The organism is Paenibacillus sp. J22P165 (assembly GCF_059692015.1).
The window spans coordinates 107,200-128,207 of the sequence record NZ_JCAUAP010000002.1 but is presented as its reverse complement, the minus strand read 5'-3'; the positions used below and the strand labels follow the sequence as shown (position 1 = coordinate 128,207).

Sequence of the window (21,008 nt, the reverse complement as noted above, 5' to 3'; positions counted from 1 at the left end):
AAGGGAGGTGGTCTTCATGTCTAATTCGTTAATATCTATGTTGGATTTACTGAAGCAAGCTCATGAGTCAAAAGCATCGGACTTGCATTTATCCGTTGGGTCTCCGCCAGTGATACGTGTGCATGGCACATTACAACTGCTCGAACAAACGGCTTTAACGGCGGATGAGACGCGGTCGATGGCAGAGTCGTTATTAAGTGCTGCACAAATTGAGCGATTTCAAGAAGCGGGTGAGATTGACTTTTCTTACGAGTTAGAAGGTTGTTCGAGATTTCGGATCAATGCCTATCGCCAAAGAGGACGAGTAAGTGTCGCGATTCGTACGATTCCCACTGCGATACCATCTCTTGAACAGCTGCAGCTGCCTTCCATTATTTCTACATTGGCTTTAAAACCACAAGGCTTGGTGCTCGTAACAGGACCCACAGGAAGCGGGAAATCTTCAACGTTAGCGGCCATGATTAATTACATCAATCGTAAAGAGAAAAAGCACATTGTCACGCTCGAAGATCCTATCGAGTTTCTTCATACGCACGCCTCATCGATTATTGATCAAAGGGAAGTCGGAAGTGATACCAAATCATTTTCGAATGGCTTGCGAGCTGCGCTACGTCAAGATCCAGATGTTATTTTGGTAGGAGAAATGCGAGATCTCGAAACCATTGCCGCAGCGGTTACAGCAGCTGAGACAGGGCATCTGGTTTTTGCAACCTTACATACCTCGGATGCCCCACAAACTATTGACCGTATTATTGATGCGTTCCCAGCTCATCAGCAAGGGCAAATCCGCGTTCAGTTAGCTGCTGTTCTGGTTGCTGTCATTTCGCAACGACTATTTCCAAAGCCAGGTGGTCAGGGACGTTCTTGTGCTACGGAAATTATGATCAATACGCCTGCTGTAGGAAACTTGATTCGTTCGGAGAAAATTCATCAGATTAAGAGCGTCATGCAAACGGGTAAAAATCAAGGAATGCATACGTTAGAGATGGCAATTAAAGAACAAATGCAACAAGGGCTCATAGATCCGATCGCAGCAAGAGCGTATCTTGCTGAAGGTGGTGTCTTGTAATGTCCGAGTATGTGTACGAAGTAAGAGGTCATAGCGGTAAGCAGCATAAAGGTAAAATTACGGCTTCTGATAAGCCTGCAGCCGTTGATGAGCTTCGTAAAAAAGGCTACATCGTTCTCTCCGTAAAAGAAGAGCAATTTAAAGCATTAAAGACGGAGATTTATATCGGAAATCCCGTCAAAACGATTCATTTTATCGTCTATTGCCGCCAATTTGCCACGTTGATCCGAGCGGGAGTGAATATCGTTGAGGCTACGAGTATTTTGGCGGCTCAAACCGAAAGTAAAGCACTAAAAAAGGCTTTAATTGATGTGGCTTCAAGTATATCGAAGGGAGTTTCATTCTCCCAATCGATTTCGGAGCACAAAAGGATTTTCCCTTCCATGTTTATCAACATGGTGCGAGCAGGTGAGGAGACAGGGGATTTGGATGGGACGCTAGATCGTTTAGCCAAATTCTTCGAGAAAGAGCACGTAACACGAGAGAAAATTAAATCAGCGATGACGTATCCAGCTACAGTCGGCGGTTTATCCATTGTTGCCGTTATCTATCTCTTGAAGTCAGTCGTGCCACAGTTTGTGAGTACGTTCGAGTCCTTGCACGCTGAGTTACCACTGATTACACGTATTGTGTTGTCGCTGAGTAACAGCATTCAGAACCAGTGGCTGATGTGGTTAATCGCAATTATAGCCATTGTTGTTATTTATCAGGTTGCGAAGCGGAACGTTAGAGGAGCTTATGCGATTGATTACCTGAAGCTGAAAGTCCCGGTTTTTGGGAAGTTGAAGCAGAAAGGGTCTGTAGCGGTGATGACCCGAACCTTAGCTTCGCTGTATGCGAGTGCTGTCCCTGTGCTACAGTCGTTAGCTATCGTTGAAGAGGTGGTAGACAACAAGGTGATTGGTGGTTTTATTCGCAAATCAGCCGAGTCGTTGCGCCAAGGGAATCCACTATCTGAACCACTCAAGCAAGCATGGGTGTTTCCACCTCTGGTCACTCAAATGATTGCAATTGGAGAAGAGACAGGCTCTTTGGATCAAATGCTCGAAAAGATTGCAGATTTCTATGAAATGGACGTTGAGAATACGGTAGATCGCTTGAAATCATTATTAGAGCCATTGTTGTTAGTTGTTTTGGCAGGTTTGGTAGGCGGAATCGTAGCAGCGATTATGCTGCCGATGTTCAGTATGTATTCGAATTTAAGCTAGATAAAATATGGAGGTAATGACGATGTTAATTAAAATGATGAATCGTTTGAAAAAAGAAGAGAAGGGCTTTACCTTGATTGAGTTATTGGCAGTTATCGTTATTTTGGCGGTTATTGCGGCGATTGCGGTGCCTTATATTTTGGGAATAATTCAAAAATCAAAGGATGATTCGGATGTAGCTACATTTGTACAGGTATATAATGCTTCAAAATTGTATGTGACTGCAGAATTGAATGGTTCAGCTGGAAGCACTGCTATTCCAGTTATATCAGATAGTGCAACCAATCCCAAAACTGGTCTCCAATTTAAACATTATTTAGAAGATCCACTTGTTTTACCGAGTTCGAAAGATAAAGTTACTGGCGGATTAGTTACTTATTCAAATGGTGCGATAAGCAGTATTTCTTTAATTGTTGATACAGGAAGTGCTCCTGGTGTTTATACTTTGGGAAGTGCAAGTATTTTATCAAGTAGTGGAAAAGTTACAAAAACTGCTTTACCAGAATCAGAATAGCAACTTTTACAATATCCCTCTAAAGGAATCGGTCCATTCCGATTCCTTTTTTAAAATCTAACGAAAGCGACCCTAACACATGACGATATTAATCGCGATTTATGTTTTCATCCTTGGTCTTGTTCTAGGTTCGTTCTATAACGTAGTTGCTTTACGCGTGCCTGCGAAGCAGTCCATCGTGAAGCCGCCTTCCGCGTGCCCATCCTGTGGGACGCAATTGAAAACTAGGGATCTGATCCCGGTGATCAGCTATCTTTTTAACCGAGGAAAATGTAAATATTGCCAAGCGAGAGTTTCTATTTTATATCCAATCGGAGAGCTTGCAACGGGGTTATTGTTTCTCTGGGTGTATGTGCATGTGGGTATGTCAGCGGAAGCAATAGTAGGATTTGTGCTGGTAAGTTTATTAGTTATTATTACGATTTCGGATGTAACGGTTATGCGAATACCGAATCAGGTTTTACTCTTTTTCTTTCCTATATGTGTAGTTGTAAGAGTTGTTGTTCCAGATGAACAGGCTTGGTGGAGTTATGTGCTTGGAGCTGTAATTGGATGTGGAATTGTCGTTATGATCTCCATGTTAACGCGCGGTGGAATGGGAATGGGAGATGCCAAGCTCCTGTTGGTTTGCGGCTTTGTCGTAGGTTGGACTCATATCCTTGTGGCTTTCGTTTTGGCATGTCTAATCGGTAGTCTAATCGGTGGATTGCTGCTGCTGTTAAAACTCATCAAGAGAAAACAACCGGTCCCATTTGGCCCCTATTTGGCTGTGGGCATTCTTATTTCATATGGATATGGATCGGATCTCATACAAGCGTACCTCAATTTAATCGGATAGCAGGATGTGATGGGCATGTTCGGTCTAGGTAATAAACGAATCGGAATAACAATTGATCAAACGGGTGTCCGATATGTAAGGATCAAGAAGAAAAAGTCGTGGGAGATCGGGTCTAGCGGCTATTTGCCAATCCCACCAGGCATCATTGTTGAAGATCATATTATGAATACAGAGTCACTAAGTCTGCAAGTTAAACACTGGGTCAAAACGGAGAAACTTCGGGGAGCTACGGCAACTGTTGCAATCCCAACTTCGCAAATTATTATTCGTAAAATGCGTATTCCGAGTGTTAAGGCTGCTGAGCTTAGTCAACTCGTAGAGCTAGAGGTCGAAACGGCACTCCGTTTACCTTTTGAAGATCCTGTTTATGATTTCATTAAAGTCGGACATGACGATGAGAGTACACAAGTCCTGGTATTTGCTGCACCTAAGAAATTAATGCAGAGTTATGTAAACATTTTTGAAGATGCGGGCGTTCATGTTAGAGCCGTAGAAATATCAGCGACAGCACTTGCCAGAGCGATCGCTGCGCAGCAGAATGATTTTGTCCAAGAATCGATGCTTGTTTCACTAGATAAAAATGCTCTTGAAGTGTATATGCTGCAAAATGGCAATCCCATCTTCATGCGAACGATCACGTTAGTGGATCATGAAACGAATGGTATGGAAGAATTGACTTCCGATCAGGTTGGCGAAATTATTGCCGAGATTTCAAGAATGTTGAGCTTTTATCAATATAGCATTCAAGAAGGGGCAAGCCGAATCTCACATATAATCGTAACGGGGGCAAATGAAACTAGAATTCAACTACATAGAGAATTGCAACTGGGACTTACAGAACTTCATGTAGAGACGCTGGATTTTGATATTTTCACCAAAAGTAGATCCAAAGATTTTAATGCCAACGCGTTTCGTGTTGCTGCTGGTGTTGCGATGTTTTCGAAGCGAAATGCATGCATTAACCTGCAGCCGCATCGGAAAGCAGAGACCAAGATTAAGATGTTTATCTTATGGATATTTGTCATCGCATGGATAGCCTGCATGGGTATTAGTGGCTATACGTATTGGGGAAATAGCAAAGAAATTACACAAAACACGTCCAAACTCACTCAATTAAATCAGAACAAAGCGATTCTAGAAGCCAAATTATTGGTAAAACCCGAGCTTACCTCTGACCCAGCTAATTTTATTACAACAATGAAGGCTTCTCGTAAAGATGTCGTCGTCATAGCAAATGATCTGATGAAACCATTACCTGTAGATGGGCGCATCACTACGATGGCCTACTCGGCAGATTCACAGATCTCCCTAACGGTACTTTTTACCAAAATGGAAGATTCAGCGCGCTATTTGTATTACCTTCGCAAACTTACTTTTGGGGAGAATGCCTTGCTACAATCCATCACAGAATCGACGAATGGGAAAACAACGTTGAATGGCGCTGCGGAAAGCAGCTCCTCAGATGATACTGTCACTGACATGAATGCGAGTTCGCTACCAGCGAAGCAATATGTGGTGAATTATTCCATTTCTCTGAAGAAGGAAGCGGCCAAGGATGCTGCGAATAAGGCTGCGACGACGGAAGTGAAGGGGGCTGCGACAACGAATGTCCAAACAAAATAATCAGCAAACATTGCTTTTGTTCGTCGCTGTGCTGCTTTTTTTAGGGCTATTCGCCTTTTATTACTTTGTGCAGATTCCTTCCTCAACCAAAGTGAAGAATCAAGTGAATGAAGTTAGCGCTCTTGATAAGCAAATTCAACTTCTCACGCAAAAAGTGAGTGAAAAGCAAAAAACAAACCCAGGTCCATCAATGAAAGATGTACAAGCTGCGCTTCCTCTGTGGGATAATACAGAGCAATTAACACTTGATTTAAATAAAATCAGAACAGATCAGAATGTTACTTTTAGCAGCATTGCTTACAGTATGAATGATAAAACGGCGCAGCCAACAGACACGACGAAAAAGAATGCTTTCCCGAATGTTCGAGAGATCAAAGTAACAACAACTGTAAATGGAACATTCAAAGAAGTTTCGGCTGCGCTATCACAATTGCAATCCCTGCCGCGTTTGATCAATGTGGATGCTGTTAACTATGGTAATTTACCGAAAGAAGCAAACAAGAAAATCACAGTAAATCTAAGTTTTACGGCATATTTTGATCCATCTTATAAGTCGAAAGTGGACAAAATCGAATCACCGTATTAGAAAAAAACAGGACGCCACTTATCGTAAAGTGATGTCCTGTTTTTTCGTAAACAGCTAGCATTATTCAAATTGTCCGGCGTAAATAAACTCACTCACTTCGCGTCTTCCTGATGGAATTTCGCGTTCTTGCAAGTTCTCAGGGAGAGCTTCGACAGGTCCGCGATGTCCAATAGCAATAACAGCATGAAGCTGATAATCAGCTGGGATTTGAAGGGTTTCACGTGCTTTGTCGGCATCAAATCCACCCATAGCATGCGTGACTAGTCCTTGATTATTTGCCTCAAGTGCTAAGTATCCCCAAGCCGCGCCAGCATCGAACGCATGACTAGGGTTATCTGTCCCTTTTGGTGTTTTGGTATGTGAGAAAATGAGAGTAAGAACAGGAGCTTTCTCGCACCAAACAAGATTAAATGGATTTATAAATGTATGAAATTTAGCTAGTTGTTCTGGTGTGCGAGCAACAATAAAGCGCCACGGTTGATTGTTACTTCCTGAAGGTGCCCATCTTGCTGCTTCAAATAGGCTAAGCAAAACATCTTCTGAAACTTCTTGATCCGAGAAGGAGCGCGGCGACCATCTTTCAAGGAATTGTGGGTTGATTTCGTGTTCCGGTTGGCGGTGTGTTTCGATTTCTGCTGGTAATGATGCGGACATTAGTAATTCCTCCTTATTTTCGAATTCATCCTAATTTTACCTTATTCTACGCTGGTTTACGAATTTCTTAATTTTTAGTTGAATTGTATGGGCTTGGAGCAATTTGGCAAAGCTAAATGTTATGAAATGATGGACTAAGAAGAGGTGCGAGAAGCCGTGAATTTCACAAGTCATGATGTCATTATCATTGAAAGAGCTTTAAGAACTGCCATGAAGCATGATAGAGAAGAGCACCGAACTAGAGACTATCAAGAAGTATTGTATAAAATGCAAGAAAGTGCAAATCAAGCATTATCAGTTACAGCTCAGATGACAAGCGATGATCTTGACGGTTTTCGATACGATTATGACGATTCAGCTGATTTAATGTAGACATACGAACGTATATTCTGTAAAATGGAAGAAACGAAATGGGTAAGGAGATTCGGTTTATGAATCCTTTCACAGGTAAGGTTTCTTCAATGATAGAGATGATTGCTGGGCTGCGCCAAACGCCCGAAATCATGGCACAAGTGACATATTGGCACACAATACCCCCACGTGATCCGAAGCTGGCTAATTTTCCAGAAGGATTGCATGAGGGTATTTGTTCTGCGCTTAAACATAAAAACATTGGACAATTATATACGCATCAAGCGGAGTCTTTTCGTCAGGTGACTGCGGGGAATCATGTTGTAACGGTTACTCCGACAGCGTCTGGAAAGACGCTTTGCTACAACTTGCCAGTTCTGCAGAAGATTTTGGAGAACGATGCCTCGCGAGCGCTCTACTTATTTCCAACGAAAGCATTAGCACAGGACCAAGTTGCTGAACTTCAGGAAATGATTGAATTTATGGACGTTGATATCAAAACGCATACGTATGATGGCGATACGCCGCCGACGGTTCGGCAAGCCATTCGAAATGCCGGGCACATTGTCGTCACGAATCCAGACATGCTGCATTCTGCCATTCTCCCGCATCACACCAAATGGGTGAAACTATTTGAGAATTTGAATTATATTGTCATCGATGAGGTCCATTCCTATCGGGGTGTTTTTGGTAGTCACGTGGCCAATGTGATCCGCAGGTTGAAACGGATTTGCCGTTTCTACGGGTCAAATCCACAGTTTATTTGTGCATCCGCGACGATTGATAACCCGAAGGAGCATGCGGAGCGACTAATCGGTGAATCCGTTGCGTTGATTGATAATAACGGTGCACCAGCTGGCGAGAAGCACTTTGTTTTTTATAATCCTCCGGTCGTTAATCAACAACTGGGGATTCGTAAAAGCTCCGTCTTGGAGACGCGCAAGCTAGCGGGAACGCTGCTGCGGAGCGGGATACAGACGATTGTTTTTGCACGAAGCCGCGTGCGCGTTGAGATCTTGCTGACCTATCTGCAAGAGCTCGTGAGTCACGAGCTGGGCAGCAAATCGATCCGCGGCTATCGCGGCGGGTATCTCCCCAAGCTGCGCCGGGAGATCGAAAGAGGCTTACGCAGCGGCGAGATACGCGGCGTCGTGAGCACGAACGCGCTGGAGCTGGGTATCGACATTGGCCAGCTCCAAGCGTGTGTGCTTAATGGCTATCCAGGCACAATAGCCAGCACTTGGCAACAGTCCGGGCGTGCCGGACGGCGGCAGGAGACCTCGCTGACGATCCTCGTCGCGAGCAGCAACCCCCTGGATCAGTATTTGATCCAGAACCCGCGGTATTTCTTCGAGCGCCCTCCTGAGCAGGCGCGGATTCATCCCGACAACTTGATCATACTTGTGGATCATGTGAAGTGTGCGGCGTATGAGCTGCCTTTTGAAGCGAATGAGAAGTTCGGCGAGGAGTCGCTCACCGATGTGCTTGAATATTTAACCGAGGAACAGGTGCTTCATCAGGTCAATGATCGTTGGTATTGGATGGAGCAGTCCTTCCCCGCACATAACATCTCGCTGCGCTCTGCGGCGCAAGAGAATTTCATTATTATCGATATGACCAATGGTCATCGGGTGATTGGGGAATGTGATCGTTTCAGCGCACCAACACTGATTCACGAAGAAGCTATTTATATTCATGAAGGCATTCAATTCCAAGTGGAAAAGTTGGATTATGAAGAAAAGAAAGCCTTTGTGCGACAAGTTAGTGTGGATTATTTTACGGATGCGAGTATGGCGGTTCAGTTGAAAGTGTTGCATGTGAATCGAGAGGGTCGTGTAGGCGGTCTTCTTCGCCAGTTAGGCGAGGTTACGGTAAATGCACAGCCAACGATTTTTAAGAAAATTCGTTTGCGAACTCATGAAAATATCGGCTCGGGGCCGATTCGATTGCCAGAAGAGGAGCTGCATACGAGCTCCTATTGGTTTACTTTTGACGAGGCGATGGCGGCGGGACGATCGGCCAATGACATGCAGCATGCGCTGCTTGGCATTGCCAATGTCCTGGCGCATCTGGCGCCGTTGTATTTGATGTGCGACCCGATGGATATTCGGGTCGTGCCGCAAGTGAAGGCGGTGCATAACAAGCTGCCGACGGTGTTTTTCTACGACCGCTATCCAGGCGGCGTAGGTCTTAGTGATCGGCTGTACGAGGTCCACGGACAGCTGATGGACCAGGCGCGGAGCCTGATTCAAGATTGCGGTTGTATCAGCGGCTGCCCAGCCTGTGTCGGGCCGATCGAAGAGGTCGGCCTGCTGGGCAAGAAGCTCGCGCTGGAGCTGCTCGCAGAGCTTGAAGGCGGTGCCCGATGAGCGGGCTCCGCGAAAGGCTCGGCCGGCTGCGTGGACCCGCAGCCGCTGGCGTAACACCGCCGCCCCCGCCGGAGGCAGGGGGCGAGTGGGCGCAGCTCGGCGCCCATATCACGACGAGCCCAGCGGGCTCGTTCATCATGCGGCGCCGTGTGTACGGCGCGGACAGCGCGCACGGCAAATATCGGCTGCGAGAGCTTGCCGATGTTGCGCCTCAGCTGTCCAGCTTTCACGGCGGGGACGCCGTCGTCCGGCTCGAAGAGCTGCTCTTCTTCGATACCGAGACAACCGGACTCGGCGTCGGTGCAGGCAATGTGCCGTTCATGGTCGGCATCGGCTACTACACGGGAGAGCTGTTCACGGTGGAACAGCTCATGATTCGTAACCCAGCAGAGGAACATGCGATGCTGGTGTATTTGAAAGAATTGTTAGAACGATATACGCATATCGTTTCGTATAACGGCCGAACGTTTGATTGGCCGATACTTAAGAATCGGTTTGTTTTGAATCGTCTTAGCTTGGATGATTCAGAGCTCCTTCAGCTCGATCTTCTATATCCGTCAAGGAGTCTATGGCGGAACACGCTGCCTTCCTGTCGGCTCAGCAAGGTGGAGGAGAGCCGCTTAGGGTTTGAGCGCGTGGATGATGTACCAGGATCGATGGCACCAGCGTTGTATTTTCAATACTTGGCTGAGAAGGATCCATCCGTACTTGAAGGTGTTTTCATCCATAATGAGCATGATATTGTGACATTGGCCGCTTTGACGATTCATTTTGGAAACCTGCTGAGGCCAGATGATGGACTAAGTGATCTTGAACTTGACCCCAGGCTCGAACTAGAAGAGCTTTTCCGCACAGGCCTATGGCTTGAGAAAATGGCACGACCTGCCAAAGCGAAGCGTTATTTTGACGAGTTATATGAGAAATTAACGTTGGATGTAGCTACGACACCGCCAATTGAACGCGAAACGGCTTTGCTTCAACTAGCAAGCTACTACAAGAAATGCGGTCAATATGACCGGGCAACGACACTGTGGAAACATGCGATCCTACTTAAGCCTGCGAGCATTTCCTTGCAGTTAGAGCCATATTTGGAGCTTGCGATGTATTTTGAGCATCGTGAGAAGAATTTGACTCAAGCCATTTTTTATGCGGAGGAAGCATGGGCAAGACTTTGGCGAAGACGTGCATTGCACCGTGGTGATCGTAAGATTAATGAGATCGAGGAAGCATGGGAGAAACGGCTTGGCCGTTTGAAAGATAAAATGTGTAAAAATGAGAGGATTTCTCAGTCTCAAGGACTCCCATCTTCGTTAGACCATGTGTTGCCAAAAAGAAAGAGCAAAAAAACGATTAAGCCGGCATACGCCAGCGAAGGTTTAATATAATGATCATTTTTTTGATATGAACGTTACCCTTCCTGAAGGGGTATTACGCTTTCCTAATCTCCGTAACGCTTGTGTAGTTTTCGGCCCTTATGAAGGGTGTTTACACGAGTCGCCATTTGGTTATACAAGGTATAAAAACGGCTAGGAGTGAGCGTCGTGCCCGAGCTTCCGGAAATGGAAACATATCGTCAGCAATTGTCGAGATTGATACTAGGTGTACCGATTACGGGAGCCGAAGTAACACGGCCCAAATCATTAAATATAGACCCGGACGAGTTTGTTAGAAAGCTTACGGGTAACCGAATTGCACGGATTGAGCGCAGGGCCAAGCACTTGCTTTTTCACCTAGCTACTGGAGAAGTATTAGTGTTGCACCTCATGCTTGGTGGCTGGATATTTTACGGCACGCAGGAAGAAAAGCCCGACAGAACTGTTCAGGTAGAGATCCACTTGGGTGAACATCATCTATCTTTTATTGGACTACGATTAGGGTATTTACACTATCACACGTCAACGGAAGTTGAAAAAATATTGCAAAAACTAGGGCCTGAACCACTTGGAGTGGACTTGAATCAATTTCGTCGTGTGTTACGCTCGAAAAAAGGCAATCTAAAAGTGTCCCTAGTTGATCAAAGTTTTTTATCTGGCATTGGGAATTGTTATTCAGATGAGATTTGTTTTGAAGCAGGGATTTTGCCCTTGCGTAAAGTACCTTCGCTCTCTGATAATGAGCAAATGAAGCTCTATCAAGCGATGCAAGCCTTACTTCGAGAAGCGATTCAATTCGGTGGCTATATGGAGGAACCGTTATTTGTTGGGGATCGGTTGACGGGACAGTACAATCCGCGCTGTCGTGTTTATGATCGGGGGAATGAGCCTTGCCCGCGTTGTGGTCAACCCATTATTCATACGGAAGTATCTAGTCGGAAATGCTTCTATTGTGCCCATTGCCAAGTGTGAAAGGTAGGATGGAACCATGTATGTCGGTGCACATGTAAGTACCCGTGGCAGTTATCTGAACGCAGCCAAGGCAGCAATCTCAATTGGGGCAACTGCTTTTCAATATTTCCCTATGAATCCTCGAAGTCTTGTAACGAAAGCAGTCAACGCCAAAGACACAAGCGCTTGTTCGGTGCTATGCAAGGAGCAAGGCATTGTTTCTATTGGTCATGCGCCTTATGCCTTGAATCCAGCAGTGGATGAACCTGAACGTGAAGTCATGGTTAAGCTACTGAAGAATGGTTTGGACATTGTGAATGCCTGTGGTTCAGTCGGGCTTGTGGTACATTTTGGCAAATATGCAGGAAAAGACCCGTTACAAGGTTACAAAAATATTATACAATGTTTGAATAGCGCTACGGAGGACTACACGGGTGCTTCTTTCATTTTGCTTGAAAATCAAGCAGGAGAAGGGGCTCAGTTAGGTCTGACCATGGAAGAAATGGTACAGGTACGGTTGCTGTGTAATCATCCTGAGAAAATCGGTTTTTGTCTCGATACTTGTCACGCATTTGCCAGTCGTTTATGGCAAGGAACTGATTGGCGTGAGCTGGAATCGAAAGGGACAAAGCTAGATTATCTGCCACATTTAAAAGCGGTTCATCTGAACGATTCTGTCTACTCTTACGGATCACGCCGTGATCGGCATGCGAATATCGGGGCAGGTCATATCGGAGTAGCGAGTTTTCAAACAATGTTAGCTTCCCCTTATTTGCAGGGGATTCCTGTGGTTTTGGAAACATCTAGCGGACCAGATGGCACGCACCGGCAAGAAATTTCGTTCGTAAATTCGTTGCTGGAAAGGAAATGAGTGGATGATTCATGTATACTTAGATGATTCGCGTCCTTGTCCTCAAGGATTTGTTTTAGCCAAAGATGCCGTAGAATGTATCACTTTACTCGAAGAATATGAAGTTGATATTTTATCGCTGGATCATGACTTGGGTTGGATGTCGAAACAAACAGGCATGGATGTCGTTCATTGGTTGATTAGTGGACGTAAGTTTCCCAAGACGATTTATATTCATACGTCCAGCCCTTCTGCATGTACACAGATGTATCAAGCGCTATATGCTGCTAAGCCAGAGGACATGGGATTATTCGCGCATCGCATGCCGGATGAATTACTGTTACAAGTTGCTCAAAGTAAACCAAGAAAACCGTAATCTGAAAGGAAACCGAACTTATGATTCATTTATCAGGGATACATTTTATTCGTGGCGAACGCCATATTTTAGATGATGTGAATGTACATATCGAATCCGGTGAACACTGGGTATTGCTGGGCCGTAATGGTTCAGGTAAAACAACGCTGCTAGAGATGATGAATGGCTATGAATTTCCAACGAGAGGCACAGTTGATGTGCTTGGCAATCGCTATGGTCAATGCGACGTTCGTGAAGTACGCAAGAAAATTGGATATATTTCCCAATCGTTATTTGAAAAATTGAACCTAAATGACTTAGTCATCGAGGTTGTAGCGACGGGTGAGTATGCGTATCTCCGCTTCTATGAAGAGATTCCACAAGAAGTGAAAGATCGCGCATTTGCTATGCTGGAACGTGTACGACTTCCACATCTCGCTGGCCAACCACTGGGCACGCTCTCGCAAGGTGAGCGGAAAAAGGTCATGCTTGCCAGATCCCTGATGATGCAGCCAGATATTCTTATTATGGACGAGCCAGCTGCTGGATTGGATTTGTACGAGAGAGAGCTCCTCTTAGCGGACATCAACGATTTAAGTAAACAAGACATTACTGTTGTTTATGTAACGCACCACATCGAGGAAATCGTTCCTTTATTTACGCATGTCGCCATTATCGAACAAGGTAAATTGATTGCTGCAGGACGCAAAGAAGAAGTATTAACACCAGAGAACATTCGTCAAGCTTTCGCAATCGATATTTCATTGGAATGGTACCAAGATCGTCCGTGGATTAAAGTAATTGGTGGTAAATAAGCAAGGCAGATAAGCACTGAAAGCAAGAACGTAAATTACATTAAGGATGCGGCTATGACACAATTAACGACCTATATAGGAACCTCGAATCATGGATTTGCGCAATATGCACAAGACGAAATTCGCAAGTTGTTTCCATTGACCAAATTTACTTTGTTGATACCAACAGAGGTATTTTATTTCCAAGTTCCTGATGATGCCAATCAAGTGATTCCAGCGCTGCAAGATCAAGAACCTATTTTTCTACGTCATGTGCAGCCTGTTCATCAAGAATGGGAGCTTTCCCGTACGGATGCGGATATTGCGCATGTAAAGGCTTGGGTTCGTGAAGCCTATGCCTCTGGACTTTTTGTTTTTGGTGAGAAAATAGCTACGCAAATTCGCAAAGAAGAGCGGGCCGATGTGCCGTATGCTCCTTTTGCTATTAAAGCTGCGATCGATGAAATTCTTACAGCGGAGTGTGGAGCTGACCCCGTAGTTCGGTATGCGGACCACATTATTTCGGTTTATATCAGCGCAAAGAAGTTGTTCATCGGTATTTCCAAACCGGCAGAAAACTTGTCGGACTGGTCAGGTGGCGCAATTCGCTTCATGAAGGAAGAGGATCAGATTTCACGGGCAAAGTTTAAGCTTTTGGAAGCAGAACAGCGGTTTGGTATTGATTTTAGCGTAGCACGCAAAGCGATTGATATTGGAGCTGCTCCTGGTGGATGGACGTCATTGCTGCTAGAACGTGGCTTGAAAGTAACAGCTATCGATCCAGCGGCCATGAATCCTAGACTTCTCGGTAATCCGCTGTTGACGTTCTTAAAGAAAAATGCCGGAGATGTGAAGCTTCGCGAAAATGAGTTTGATTTACTTGTGTGTGACATGAGTTGGGACCCGCGGCAAATGGGACGTCTCGTGGCGGATCTGCTTTTCTCTTTACAAAGTGGAGGTACCGCGATCATTACAGTGAAACTCATGCACAAAAAACCGTTCCAAACCGTGCGTGATATCTTACGTATTTTTGAGGACTCCCTATTCCTCTTAAAAGCGAAGCAGCTATTTCATAATCGGGAAGAACTAACTCTTTATTTACAGAAGATATAAAATTTGGAAGATTAACTGGATTTTCTAACCACCCTCCCTTATAATCAAGTGCATTATGGCTTGCTTACAAGAGGGGGTTTTTAGTTATCGATATGCACACACCGCAGTGGCAGGGCTTGCTGATTGGAGGAAGATACCGACTTATCTCTCTGCTTGGTCAAGGGGGTATGAGTCAAGTGTATCTAGCCGAGGATGAGAAACTAAGAGGAAAGCGCTGGGCTGTAAAGGAAATCCTATTTTCAGATACAGATACGAACACATTTTTGGAAGAAGCAGAAATGCTCGCCAAACTTGGACATGCGCAGCTGCCTCAATTAGTGGACTATTTTATCACGGAAGAGAAAAAAGGGTATCTGGTGATGGATTACATCGAAGGCCCCACGTTACAAGATTTATTCGAACAGCATCATCGTGAGATGCCAATCACACAAATTGTCCAAATTGCTTTTCAACTCATTGATATTTTCCACTATTTACACACCTTTCAGCCTCGACCGATTATTTACCGCGATCTCAAACCTTCCAATGTGATGCTCAATGAACATAGCCAAGTGCGATTAATCGATTTCGGCGTAGCCAGGCAATTTAAGCAAGGGCAAGCATCGGATACCATGCAAATGGGAACCATTGGATTCGCAGCTCCTGAACAATATTTAGGTCAACAAACCGATGCTCGTAGCGATCTATACACGCTGGGATCCTTACTGTATTACTTATTATCTGGCGGCCACTACGCGTATCTCACTCCCAAGCCTTTGGGACAGCTGAAATCAGGGATTCCTGAAGATTTACTTACAACGATTCATCTACTTCTGCAAGACCAGCCCCAGAACCGCTGCCAAACTGCGATGGAAGTCAGACATAGACTTCGTTCTATGTACCCCGATGAGCCTTCTTCCAATTCAAAACAGAAACACACGTCTCCCATAAAAATTACAGACCAATTAATCGTCGTAGGCGGACTCTTTGCAGGTATAGGTGCAACATTTACAGCAGTAACCTTAGCGAGGATCTTGCATGCGCTACAAATTCCCAACGCGTTAGTCGAACACCCCACGATTGATCCTGATTTGTATATGCTGCTCTACGGTGATCGGCATGCCCCTGATACGTATAAATTCCCCTCACAGCTCCTACAAGACCCAACACTCATGCATACTTCAACGGTATGGACAAATGGTTTTACCACATGGGTACCCACAGACCCTGATGGCATGGCAGGCATTTGGCAATCGACAGATTCATTTAAGTTGCTGCACATGATCAAAAAGCCGATCGTCCTATGGGACGTTTCGACTCAGTGGGAGCACCCTGCTGTTCAGGAGCTATGCAATTGTGCGGATGAGATTATTGTCATGATAGATGCTTCGCCGGGCAAATGTTCACGACCAAGTTCGCGCAAATATTTGGATCTTTTTGAATCGTATCAGAAGCGTGGCATACCTGTGCATTATATTGCTAGAGGAAATATTCCTTCGCAATTCCGAAAAGAATGGGAGAGTTCTTTACCAGCGGTTCCGTTGTGTACGATGCCAGAAATTCCTAGAGACGATGTGCTGAACGCGATTTGGAAAGGGGAGTGCATTCAGGATGCTCCCACTTATTTGCCTACTTTTTTCGAAGCGCTCAAGCCATTTCTACGTGAAATGCTTCCAAAAGAAAGCCTTAAATCATTGGATCGGCCCCAAAGGAAATCTTTATTTTCTAAATTTAATAAGCTAGGTTAGGTTTTTTATTCAGCTGATAAATTGTCCAGGCGAGTAGGGTAGCAAAGCATGACCATAATAAATAAGGAACTAATAACCAAGCTGCCAGTTTGGAATAGGGAATAGTTGCATAAATTAACATAAACGTTGTGATTGCGACTAACACTGTGTCCAGAAAAGCTAGACGTACATTTTTTAATTTAAATTCAAAAAAGGTGAATGCTTGATTGGCTACATAGTTGATAAGCAAAATCAGAACATAACTAGTTGCAGCCTGCTGAAAGCCGTCTGTTGAGATGTAGACGATGGCAACAGAGGCTGAGATGAGCGCGTAGATAATGGCCCATGCGATTCCAAACAACTTGGCTGGCGGATTCCAACTTGGTTTTTTCAGAGTAGCGTAGTAAGTGAGATCTGTTGGGAATAGTACGCCTGAAATCGAGAAAAGTGCATAAGTAATCAAAAAAACGATGATAAACGTAAACACATGGAAGCACCTCCTGTGAATTGTATAGCTTGTTTTAATATATTCCGCAATAAGGATTAGTTATAACCAAATCTAGCCAAAAGTGTGGTATGATGAGTCATATTTTGTAGAGGAAATGAGGGGGGAACAGTCATGGAGCAGAGATATTCGAGAGAATCCAGATGTTTCAAAACATCGCGTATTTTTCCGACAGACGTGAATAATCACAATACGCTATTTGGTGGTAAGTTGATGTCCTACATTGATGACATTGCTTCCATTGCTGCACATAAACATTGTCGCAGATCGGTAGTTACAGCATCAACGGATTCGGTTGACTTTTTATACCCCATTCATACGTCAGATTCTGTCTGTTTAGAGTCATTCGTAACTTGGACAGGCAAAAGCTCGATGGAAGTTTTTGTTAAGGTCGTGACGGAAGATTTAAAATCTGGCGCAAGAAAAATAGCTGCCACTTCTTTTTTAACTTTTGTTGCCTTAGATGAAAACAAGGTACCTGTGGAGGTGCCTGATGTCATTCCAGAGACAGAAGAGGAGAAAAAGCTGCATGAATCCGCACCTCATCGTGCTGAGATGAGACGGCTTCGCCGCGTGGAAAGTAAAAAGTTGGCGAGCTTTTTCACGATGAAGTATCCGTGGGAATAAAGGGATTGATTTATTAGGGAAATGTGGTACAATTTGGGTAATTGAATATCGGACAAGCGGAAGCACCGCTGATGATGGAGTTGATCTCCCTCATCGGCGCGTGCTTTTTTGTTGTTCCGAAACGGGAAGGAGGACGTAAATGAAAGCCGAAACGACCACGCGTGTGGCTATTGTACTTGCCATTATGAGTTGTGTTCTCATTGGAAGTGGTGTGTACGCCAAGTTTTCGGGATAATCTCATGTAGGAAAAAGGAGATGTTAAAGTGAACAAACTGCAATTATACGTCTTAGATGACGATACGTCTTATGCGGAGCGATTAGCCTTATTTATTCGATCTACGGATGCTACTATGCAGCTGCAAGTAAAGCTTTTTACACATTCAGATGTGTTGCTGCAAGAGCTGCAGAAGCCCAATCTCACGGGTGTCTTGCTACTCTCGGAAACCTATTACCCGCTATTGCAGCATCATCGGACGTCTCTGTACAAGATGTTTTTAAGTGCGAATATCATGAATTCAAATGGAGCAGAGAAGGCACTTCCGTTCTTATTCCGATTTCAACCTCTGTATCAATTAATATCGCGTATTCAAGCCTTATATGCGGAGGGCATTCAGGTAGATCATCGTCATTCAACTGGTGTAAACAGGACGCGTGTAATTTCACTCTACAGCAGCAGCGGGTATTCCGGGAAATCGGTTACGGCCGTCCATGTCGCCAAGCAATTGGCATTTCGCGGGGAACGTGTTTTCTATTTGAGCTTGGAGACGATAAGTGCTGCTTCACGGTGGTTACAGGGTGAAACCGCAGGATTATCGCAACTGCTGTATTATTTGAAGAGCTCACCAGAGCAATTCGGTTCCAAACTAGCTTTACTGAAATCACATGATGCAAAGCTGCGCTTTGATTATTTGGTACCAAAAGAACAAATAAGGGAAATGCACGAAATGGGTGGAGATATTGTTCGTCAACTCATCACGTCCATTGTCGAGCTATCGGTGTATGATACGCTCATCATTGATCTGGAATCATCCATACATCCTCGTATTGTGAAAAGTTTGGAGATGAGTGACGAAATTATTTGGCTAGTCAGAGATGACTGTAACGATGCTTTCAAAACAGAGTCGTTATATACACAAATGAGTCATTTCCAGCCCATTCATTTTGTTATGTCGTGTTACAGGGGTAGTCAAACCAATTCATACGATTTTCTTGGAAAAGAAATGAGTTACAGACTTCCTTATATTCCAGAGTGGAAGGTAATCAATAGTCCAGAACAAATCTGGCATTCTGAGCTTTTTTCTGAGCAAGTATATGGGATGCTGGCGAATGTTCTGCAAAGGAATCTTTCGACACCGAATCTGATAGAGGGGGCTGGTTCCTTCGTTGAATCAACAGCTGTTTAATGAGTTAAAGCGGGAGATAAAAGAAAACCTCGATTTATCTAATGAAGTCAGCGATGCGCAATTACAGGGTCACATTGAAGAGTCCATCATTCGTATTGCGACTGGGCAAGGATGGACTTCGAGTGAAATTCAGGCAGGCGTCAAGCGCATATTTGACAGCTTTCGTGGACTAGACATCCTCCAACCACTATTAGATGATCCAACTGTGACAGAGATTATGGTCAATGGTCACACTTGCATTTTCTTTGAACGAATGGGTGCCGTGGAGCGTTATCCTTTCGAACTGGAAAGTGCAGAGAAACTGGAAGATCTGATCCAGATGATTGTATCAAAAGTGAATCGAATCGTTAATCAATCTACCCCGATCGTAGACGCCCGTCTAAAAGACGGTTCACGGGTCAATATCGTACTTCCTCCGGCCTCACTTAGCGGTCCCACATTAACGATTCGGAAGTTTCCAGCGAAGCCAATGAACATGTCAGATTTGATTCGAATGGGGAGTATCTCAGAAGAAGCGGCAGGTCTGCTGCGGATTATGGTTGAAGCGGGTTTTAATCTATTTGTTGGCGGGGGGACGGGGTCAGGGAAAACGACGTTTCTCAACGCGTTAAGTGCTTGGATTCCCGAGCATGAACGGGTAATAACGATCGAAGATTCAGCAGAGCTTCAGATCCAATCTGTGCCTAATCTCGTTCGACTAGAAACTAGGAATGCCAATACGGAAGGGAAAGGAGCGATCACTATGAGAGAGCTGATCCGTTCTTCGCTGCGAATGCGTCCTAATCGAATAATCGTCGGGGAGGTGCGGGGAGCAGAAGCATTAGATATGCTATCGGCGATGAATACGGGTCATGACGGAAGCTTGAGCACGGGTCATGCAAATACCTCCTTGGATATGCTAAGCAGACTGGAAACGATGGTCTTGAGTGCAGCTCCACTGCCTATCGAAGTCATAAGAAAACAAATTGCCTCCGCATTAGATGTTGTGATCCATATTGCAAGGATGCGTGATCGATCACGCAAAGTCACGGAAATTCATCAAGTCGTTGGAGTTATGGATGGCGAAGTGAAGCTTCAGCCTCTCTTTTTATTCGAAGAGGACGGAGAGACGCCAGAAGGCAAAATCATGGGTTCACTGCGTTATACAGGGCAAGCACTTTTCAATTTGGATAAAATCACAATGGCTGGAAAGACGCTGCCGGATTGGTTTATTCCAACCGTTATTTCGTGTGAAGCATCATGATGGTGTGGTTATTGCTTCTTATTGTAGGTGGTGGCAGTTGGCTGCTTCTGTTATATATGGAACGCCGGAAAACTTTGCGAACTACACAACCCATTGAACCATCCCCCATTCACAAATCATCCGCACTAGTTCCCTTCATGGATTACAACCACTATGAATTAACGTCCAAAGAGAAAGCCTATGCTATTCTTTTGCTTGCGGTACCTGCTTTCGTAATTGGATATATTTTCTACCAAAATGTCATGTTATCCCTCGCCTTTTCAGCAACTGGGTTCCTATTTCCAAAGATCCGTCGACAACAGTTGATTCACAAACGCAAACATATGCTGTATGTACAATTTAAGCAAGCGCTCAGTTGTCTTTCCTCTTCGATGACGGTGGGGAAGTCGATTGAGACTGCGTTTCGAGAGGCTTGGGAAGATCTTAAACTTTTGTACCCCGATCCTGCTTGTCTAATTGTTGTTGAGTTCGGTATGATCTGCCGAAAAGTTGATAATGGCGAGCCCATCGAGTCTGCTTTAAAGCATTTTGCTGATCGCAGCCATTTGGAGGACGTTCAGAGCTTTACAGATGTATTTCTGACATGTAAACGAGCAGGTGGGAATCTGGTAGAAGTCATGAAGCGAACAGCCACAGTGATTACTGAAAAATTAGAAATTACACAAGAAATTTCCGTGATGATTGCACAAAAACGTTTTGAATCTAGAGTGCTTGTTATTGCTCCCATTGCAATTGTTGCTGTATTGGCCTTTTCTTCGCCAGATTACATGGAACCGCTCTATAAAGGGAGCGGAATTCTCATCATGACAGTGTGCTTGTTGTTACTTGGAGCCTGTTATGCCCTTACTCAAAAAATTATGGATATCAAGGTGTAGC

21 protein-coding genes are annotated in these 21,008 nt (G+C 44.7%); 19 read left to right on the top strand and 2 right to left on the bottom strand.

Annotation, left to right across the window (positions count from 1 at the left end; all coding sequences use genetic code 11):
* Positions 1-16 precede the first annotated feature (16 nt).
* The 6 genes from AC58QM_RS04685 to AC58QM_RS04660 all read left to right on the top strand — a co-directional run bounded on the left by AC58QM_RS04685 (position 17) and on the right by AC58QM_RS04660 (position 5,838).
* Positions 17-1,069 carry a type IV pilus twitching motility protein PilT gene (locus AC58QM_RS04685; RefSeq protein WP_497281829.1) on the top strand — a complete coding sequence of 351 codons (1,053 nt, stop codon included), beginning with the start codon at positions 17-19 and terminating at the stop codon, positions 1,067-1,069.
* Positions 1,069-2,277, top strand: coding sequence for a type II secretion system F family protein (locus AC58QM_RS04680; RefSeq protein WP_497281828.1), 1,209 nt, complete (start codon positions 1,069-1,071; stop codon positions 2,275-2,277). The genes AC58QM_RS04685 and AC58QM_RS04680 overlap by 1 nt, the downstream gene beginning before the upstream one ends.
* Positions 2,278-2,299: 22 nt before the next feature.
* The gene (locus AC58QM_RS04675; RefSeq protein ID WP_497281826.1) at positions 2,300-2,791 is read left to right on the top strand and encodes a type II secretion system protein; all 492 of its coding nucleotides are present in this window, start codon (positions 2,300-2,302) and stop codon (positions 2,789-2,791) included.
* A 79-nt stretch (positions 2,792-2,870) separates the two neighbouring features.
* A complete protein-coding gene (locus AC58QM_RS04670) occupies positions 2,871-3,629 on the top strand; it encodes a prepilin peptidase (protein WP_497281824.1) in 759 nt (252 codons plus the stop codon).
* Positions 3,630-3,644: 15 nt separating this feature from the next.
* A complete protein-coding gene (gene pilM, locus AC58QM_RS04665; protein ID WP_497281822.1) occupies positions 3,645-5,252 on the top strand; it encodes a pilus assembly protein PilM in 1,608 nt (535 codons plus the stop codon).
* Positions 5,236-5,838, top strand: a complete 603-nt coding sequence (locus tag AC58QM_RS04660) for a hypothetical protein (protein WP_497281820.1) — start codon at positions 5,236-5,238, stop codon at positions 5,836-5,838. The genes pilM and AC58QM_RS04660 overlap by 17 nt, the downstream gene beginning before the upstream one ends.
* Positions 5,839-5,898: 60 nt before the next feature.
* Here the strand turns inward: AC58QM_RS04660 and AC58QM_RS04655 are convergent, their stop codons facing one another.
* Positions 5,899-6,492: a nitroreductase family protein gene (locus AC58QM_RS04655; protein ID WP_497281818.1), complete on the bottom strand. Its 594-nt coding sequence runs from the start codon at positions 6,490-6,492 to the stop codon at positions 5,899-5,901.
* A gap of 156 nt (positions 6,493-6,648) precedes the next feature.
* On the opposite strand from AC58QM_RS04655, the gene AC58QM_RS04650 reads away from it, so the two are divergent.
* The 9 genes from AC58QM_RS04650 to AC58QM_RS04610 all read left to right on the top strand — a co-directional run bounded on the left by AC58QM_RS04650 (position 6,649) and on the right by AC58QM_RS04610 (position 16,375).
* Positions 6,649-6,864 (top strand): hypothetical protein, encoded by a 216-nt coding sequence (locus AC58QM_RS04650; RefSeq protein WP_497281816.1) that lies wholly within the window; start codon positions 6,649-6,651, stop codon positions 6,862-6,864.
* A gap of 59 nt (positions 6,865-6,923) precedes the next feature.
* Entirely contained in the window at positions 6,924-9,212 is a 2,289-nt protein-coding gene (locus tag AC58QM_RS04645; protein ID WP_497281814.1) for a DEAD/DEAH box helicase, read from the top strand.
* Positions 9,209-10,597 carry a ribonuclease H-like domain-containing protein gene (locus AC58QM_RS04640; RefSeq protein WP_497281812.1) on the top strand — a complete coding sequence of 463 codons (1,389 nt, stop codon included), beginning with the start codon at positions 9,209-9,211 and terminating at the stop codon, positions 10,595-10,597. The genes AC58QM_RS04645 and AC58QM_RS04640 overlap by 4 nt, the downstream gene beginning before the upstream one ends.
* A 156-nt stretch (positions 10,598-10,753) precedes the next feature.
* Positions 10,754-11,557, top strand: a complete 804-nt coding sequence (locus tag AC58QM_RS04635; RefSeq protein ID WP_497281811.1) for an Fpg/Nei family DNA glycosylase — start codon at positions 10,754-10,756, stop codon at positions 11,555-11,557.
* A 16-nt stretch (positions 11,558-11,573) separates the two neighbouring features.
* On the top strand, positions 11,574-12,407 hold the full coding sequence (locus AC58QM_RS04630) for a deoxyribonuclease IV (protein ID WP_497281809.1): 834 nt from the start codon (positions 11,574-11,576) through the stop codon (positions 12,405-12,407).
* Positions 12,408-12,411: 4 nt separating this feature from the next.
* A complete protein-coding gene (locus tag AC58QM_RS04625; protein ID WP_497281807.1) occupies positions 12,412-12,762 on the top strand; it encodes a cyclic-phosphate processing receiver domain-containing protein in 351 nt (116 codons plus the stop codon).
* A gap of 20 nt (positions 12,763-12,782) precedes the next feature.
* Complete coding sequence (locus tag AC58QM_RS04620; RefSeq protein ID WP_310223868.1) at positions 12,783-13,556, top strand: ABC transporter ATP-binding protein; 774 nt, start codon at positions 12,783-12,785, stop codon at positions 13,554-13,556.
* Between the two features lie 54 nt (positions 13,557-13,610).
* Positions 13,611-14,648 (top strand): SAM-dependent methyltransferase, encoded by a 1,038-nt coding sequence (locus AC58QM_RS04615; RefSeq protein ID WP_497281805.1) that lies wholly within the window; start codon positions 13,611-13,613, stop codon positions 14,646-14,648.
* Positions 14,649-14,740: 92 nt separating this feature from the next.
* Complete coding sequence (locus tag AC58QM_RS04610; RefSeq protein ID WP_497281803.1) at positions 14,741-16,375, top strand: serine/threonine protein kinase; 1,635 nt, start codon at positions 14,741-14,743, stop codon at positions 16,373-16,375.
* On the opposite strand, the gene AC58QM_RS04605 is transcribed toward AC58QM_RS04610, so the two are convergent.
* Positions 16,359-16,841: a TspO/MBR family protein gene (locus tag AC58QM_RS04605; RefSeq protein ID WP_497281801.1), complete on the bottom strand. Its 483-nt coding sequence runs from the start codon at positions 16,839-16,841 to the stop codon at positions 16,359-16,361. The genes AC58QM_RS04610 and AC58QM_RS04605 overlap by 17 nt on opposite strands.
* Positions 16,842-16,973: 132 nt before the next feature.
* Between AC58QM_RS04605 and AC58QM_RS04600 the strand changes: the two genes are divergently transcribed.
* The 4 genes from AC58QM_RS04600 to AC58QM_RS04585 all read left to right on the top strand — a co-directional run bounded on the left by AC58QM_RS04600 (position 16,974) and on the right by AC58QM_RS04585 (position 21,007).
* A complete protein-coding gene (locus AC58QM_RS04600) occupies positions 16,974-17,486 on the top strand; it encodes an acyl-CoA thioesterase (RefSeq protein ID WP_497281799.1) in 513 nt (170 codons plus the stop codon).
* 263 nt (positions 17,487-17,749) lie between these two features.
* A complete protein-coding gene (locus AC58QM_RS04595) occupies positions 17,750-18,889 on the top strand; it encodes a hypothetical protein (RefSeq protein ID WP_497281797.1) in 1,140 nt (379 codons plus the stop codon).
* The gene (locus tag AC58QM_RS04590; RefSeq protein ID WP_497281795.1) at positions 18,870-20,132 is read left to right on the top strand and encodes a TadA family conjugal transfer-associated ATPase; all 1,263 of its coding nucleotides are present in this window, start codon (positions 18,870-18,872) and stop codon (positions 20,130-20,132) included. Before AC58QM_RS04595 ends, AC58QM_RS04590 begins: the two co-directional genes overlap by 20 nt.
* Positions 20,129-21,007 carry a type II secretion system F family protein gene (locus AC58QM_RS04585; protein ID WP_497281793.1) on the top strand — a complete coding sequence of 293 codons (879 nt, stop codon included), beginning with the start codon at positions 20,129-20,131 and terminating at the stop codon, positions 21,005-21,007. Before AC58QM_RS04590 ends, AC58QM_RS04585 begins: the two co-directional genes overlap by 4 nt.
* Position 21,008 lies beyond the last annotated feature (1 nt).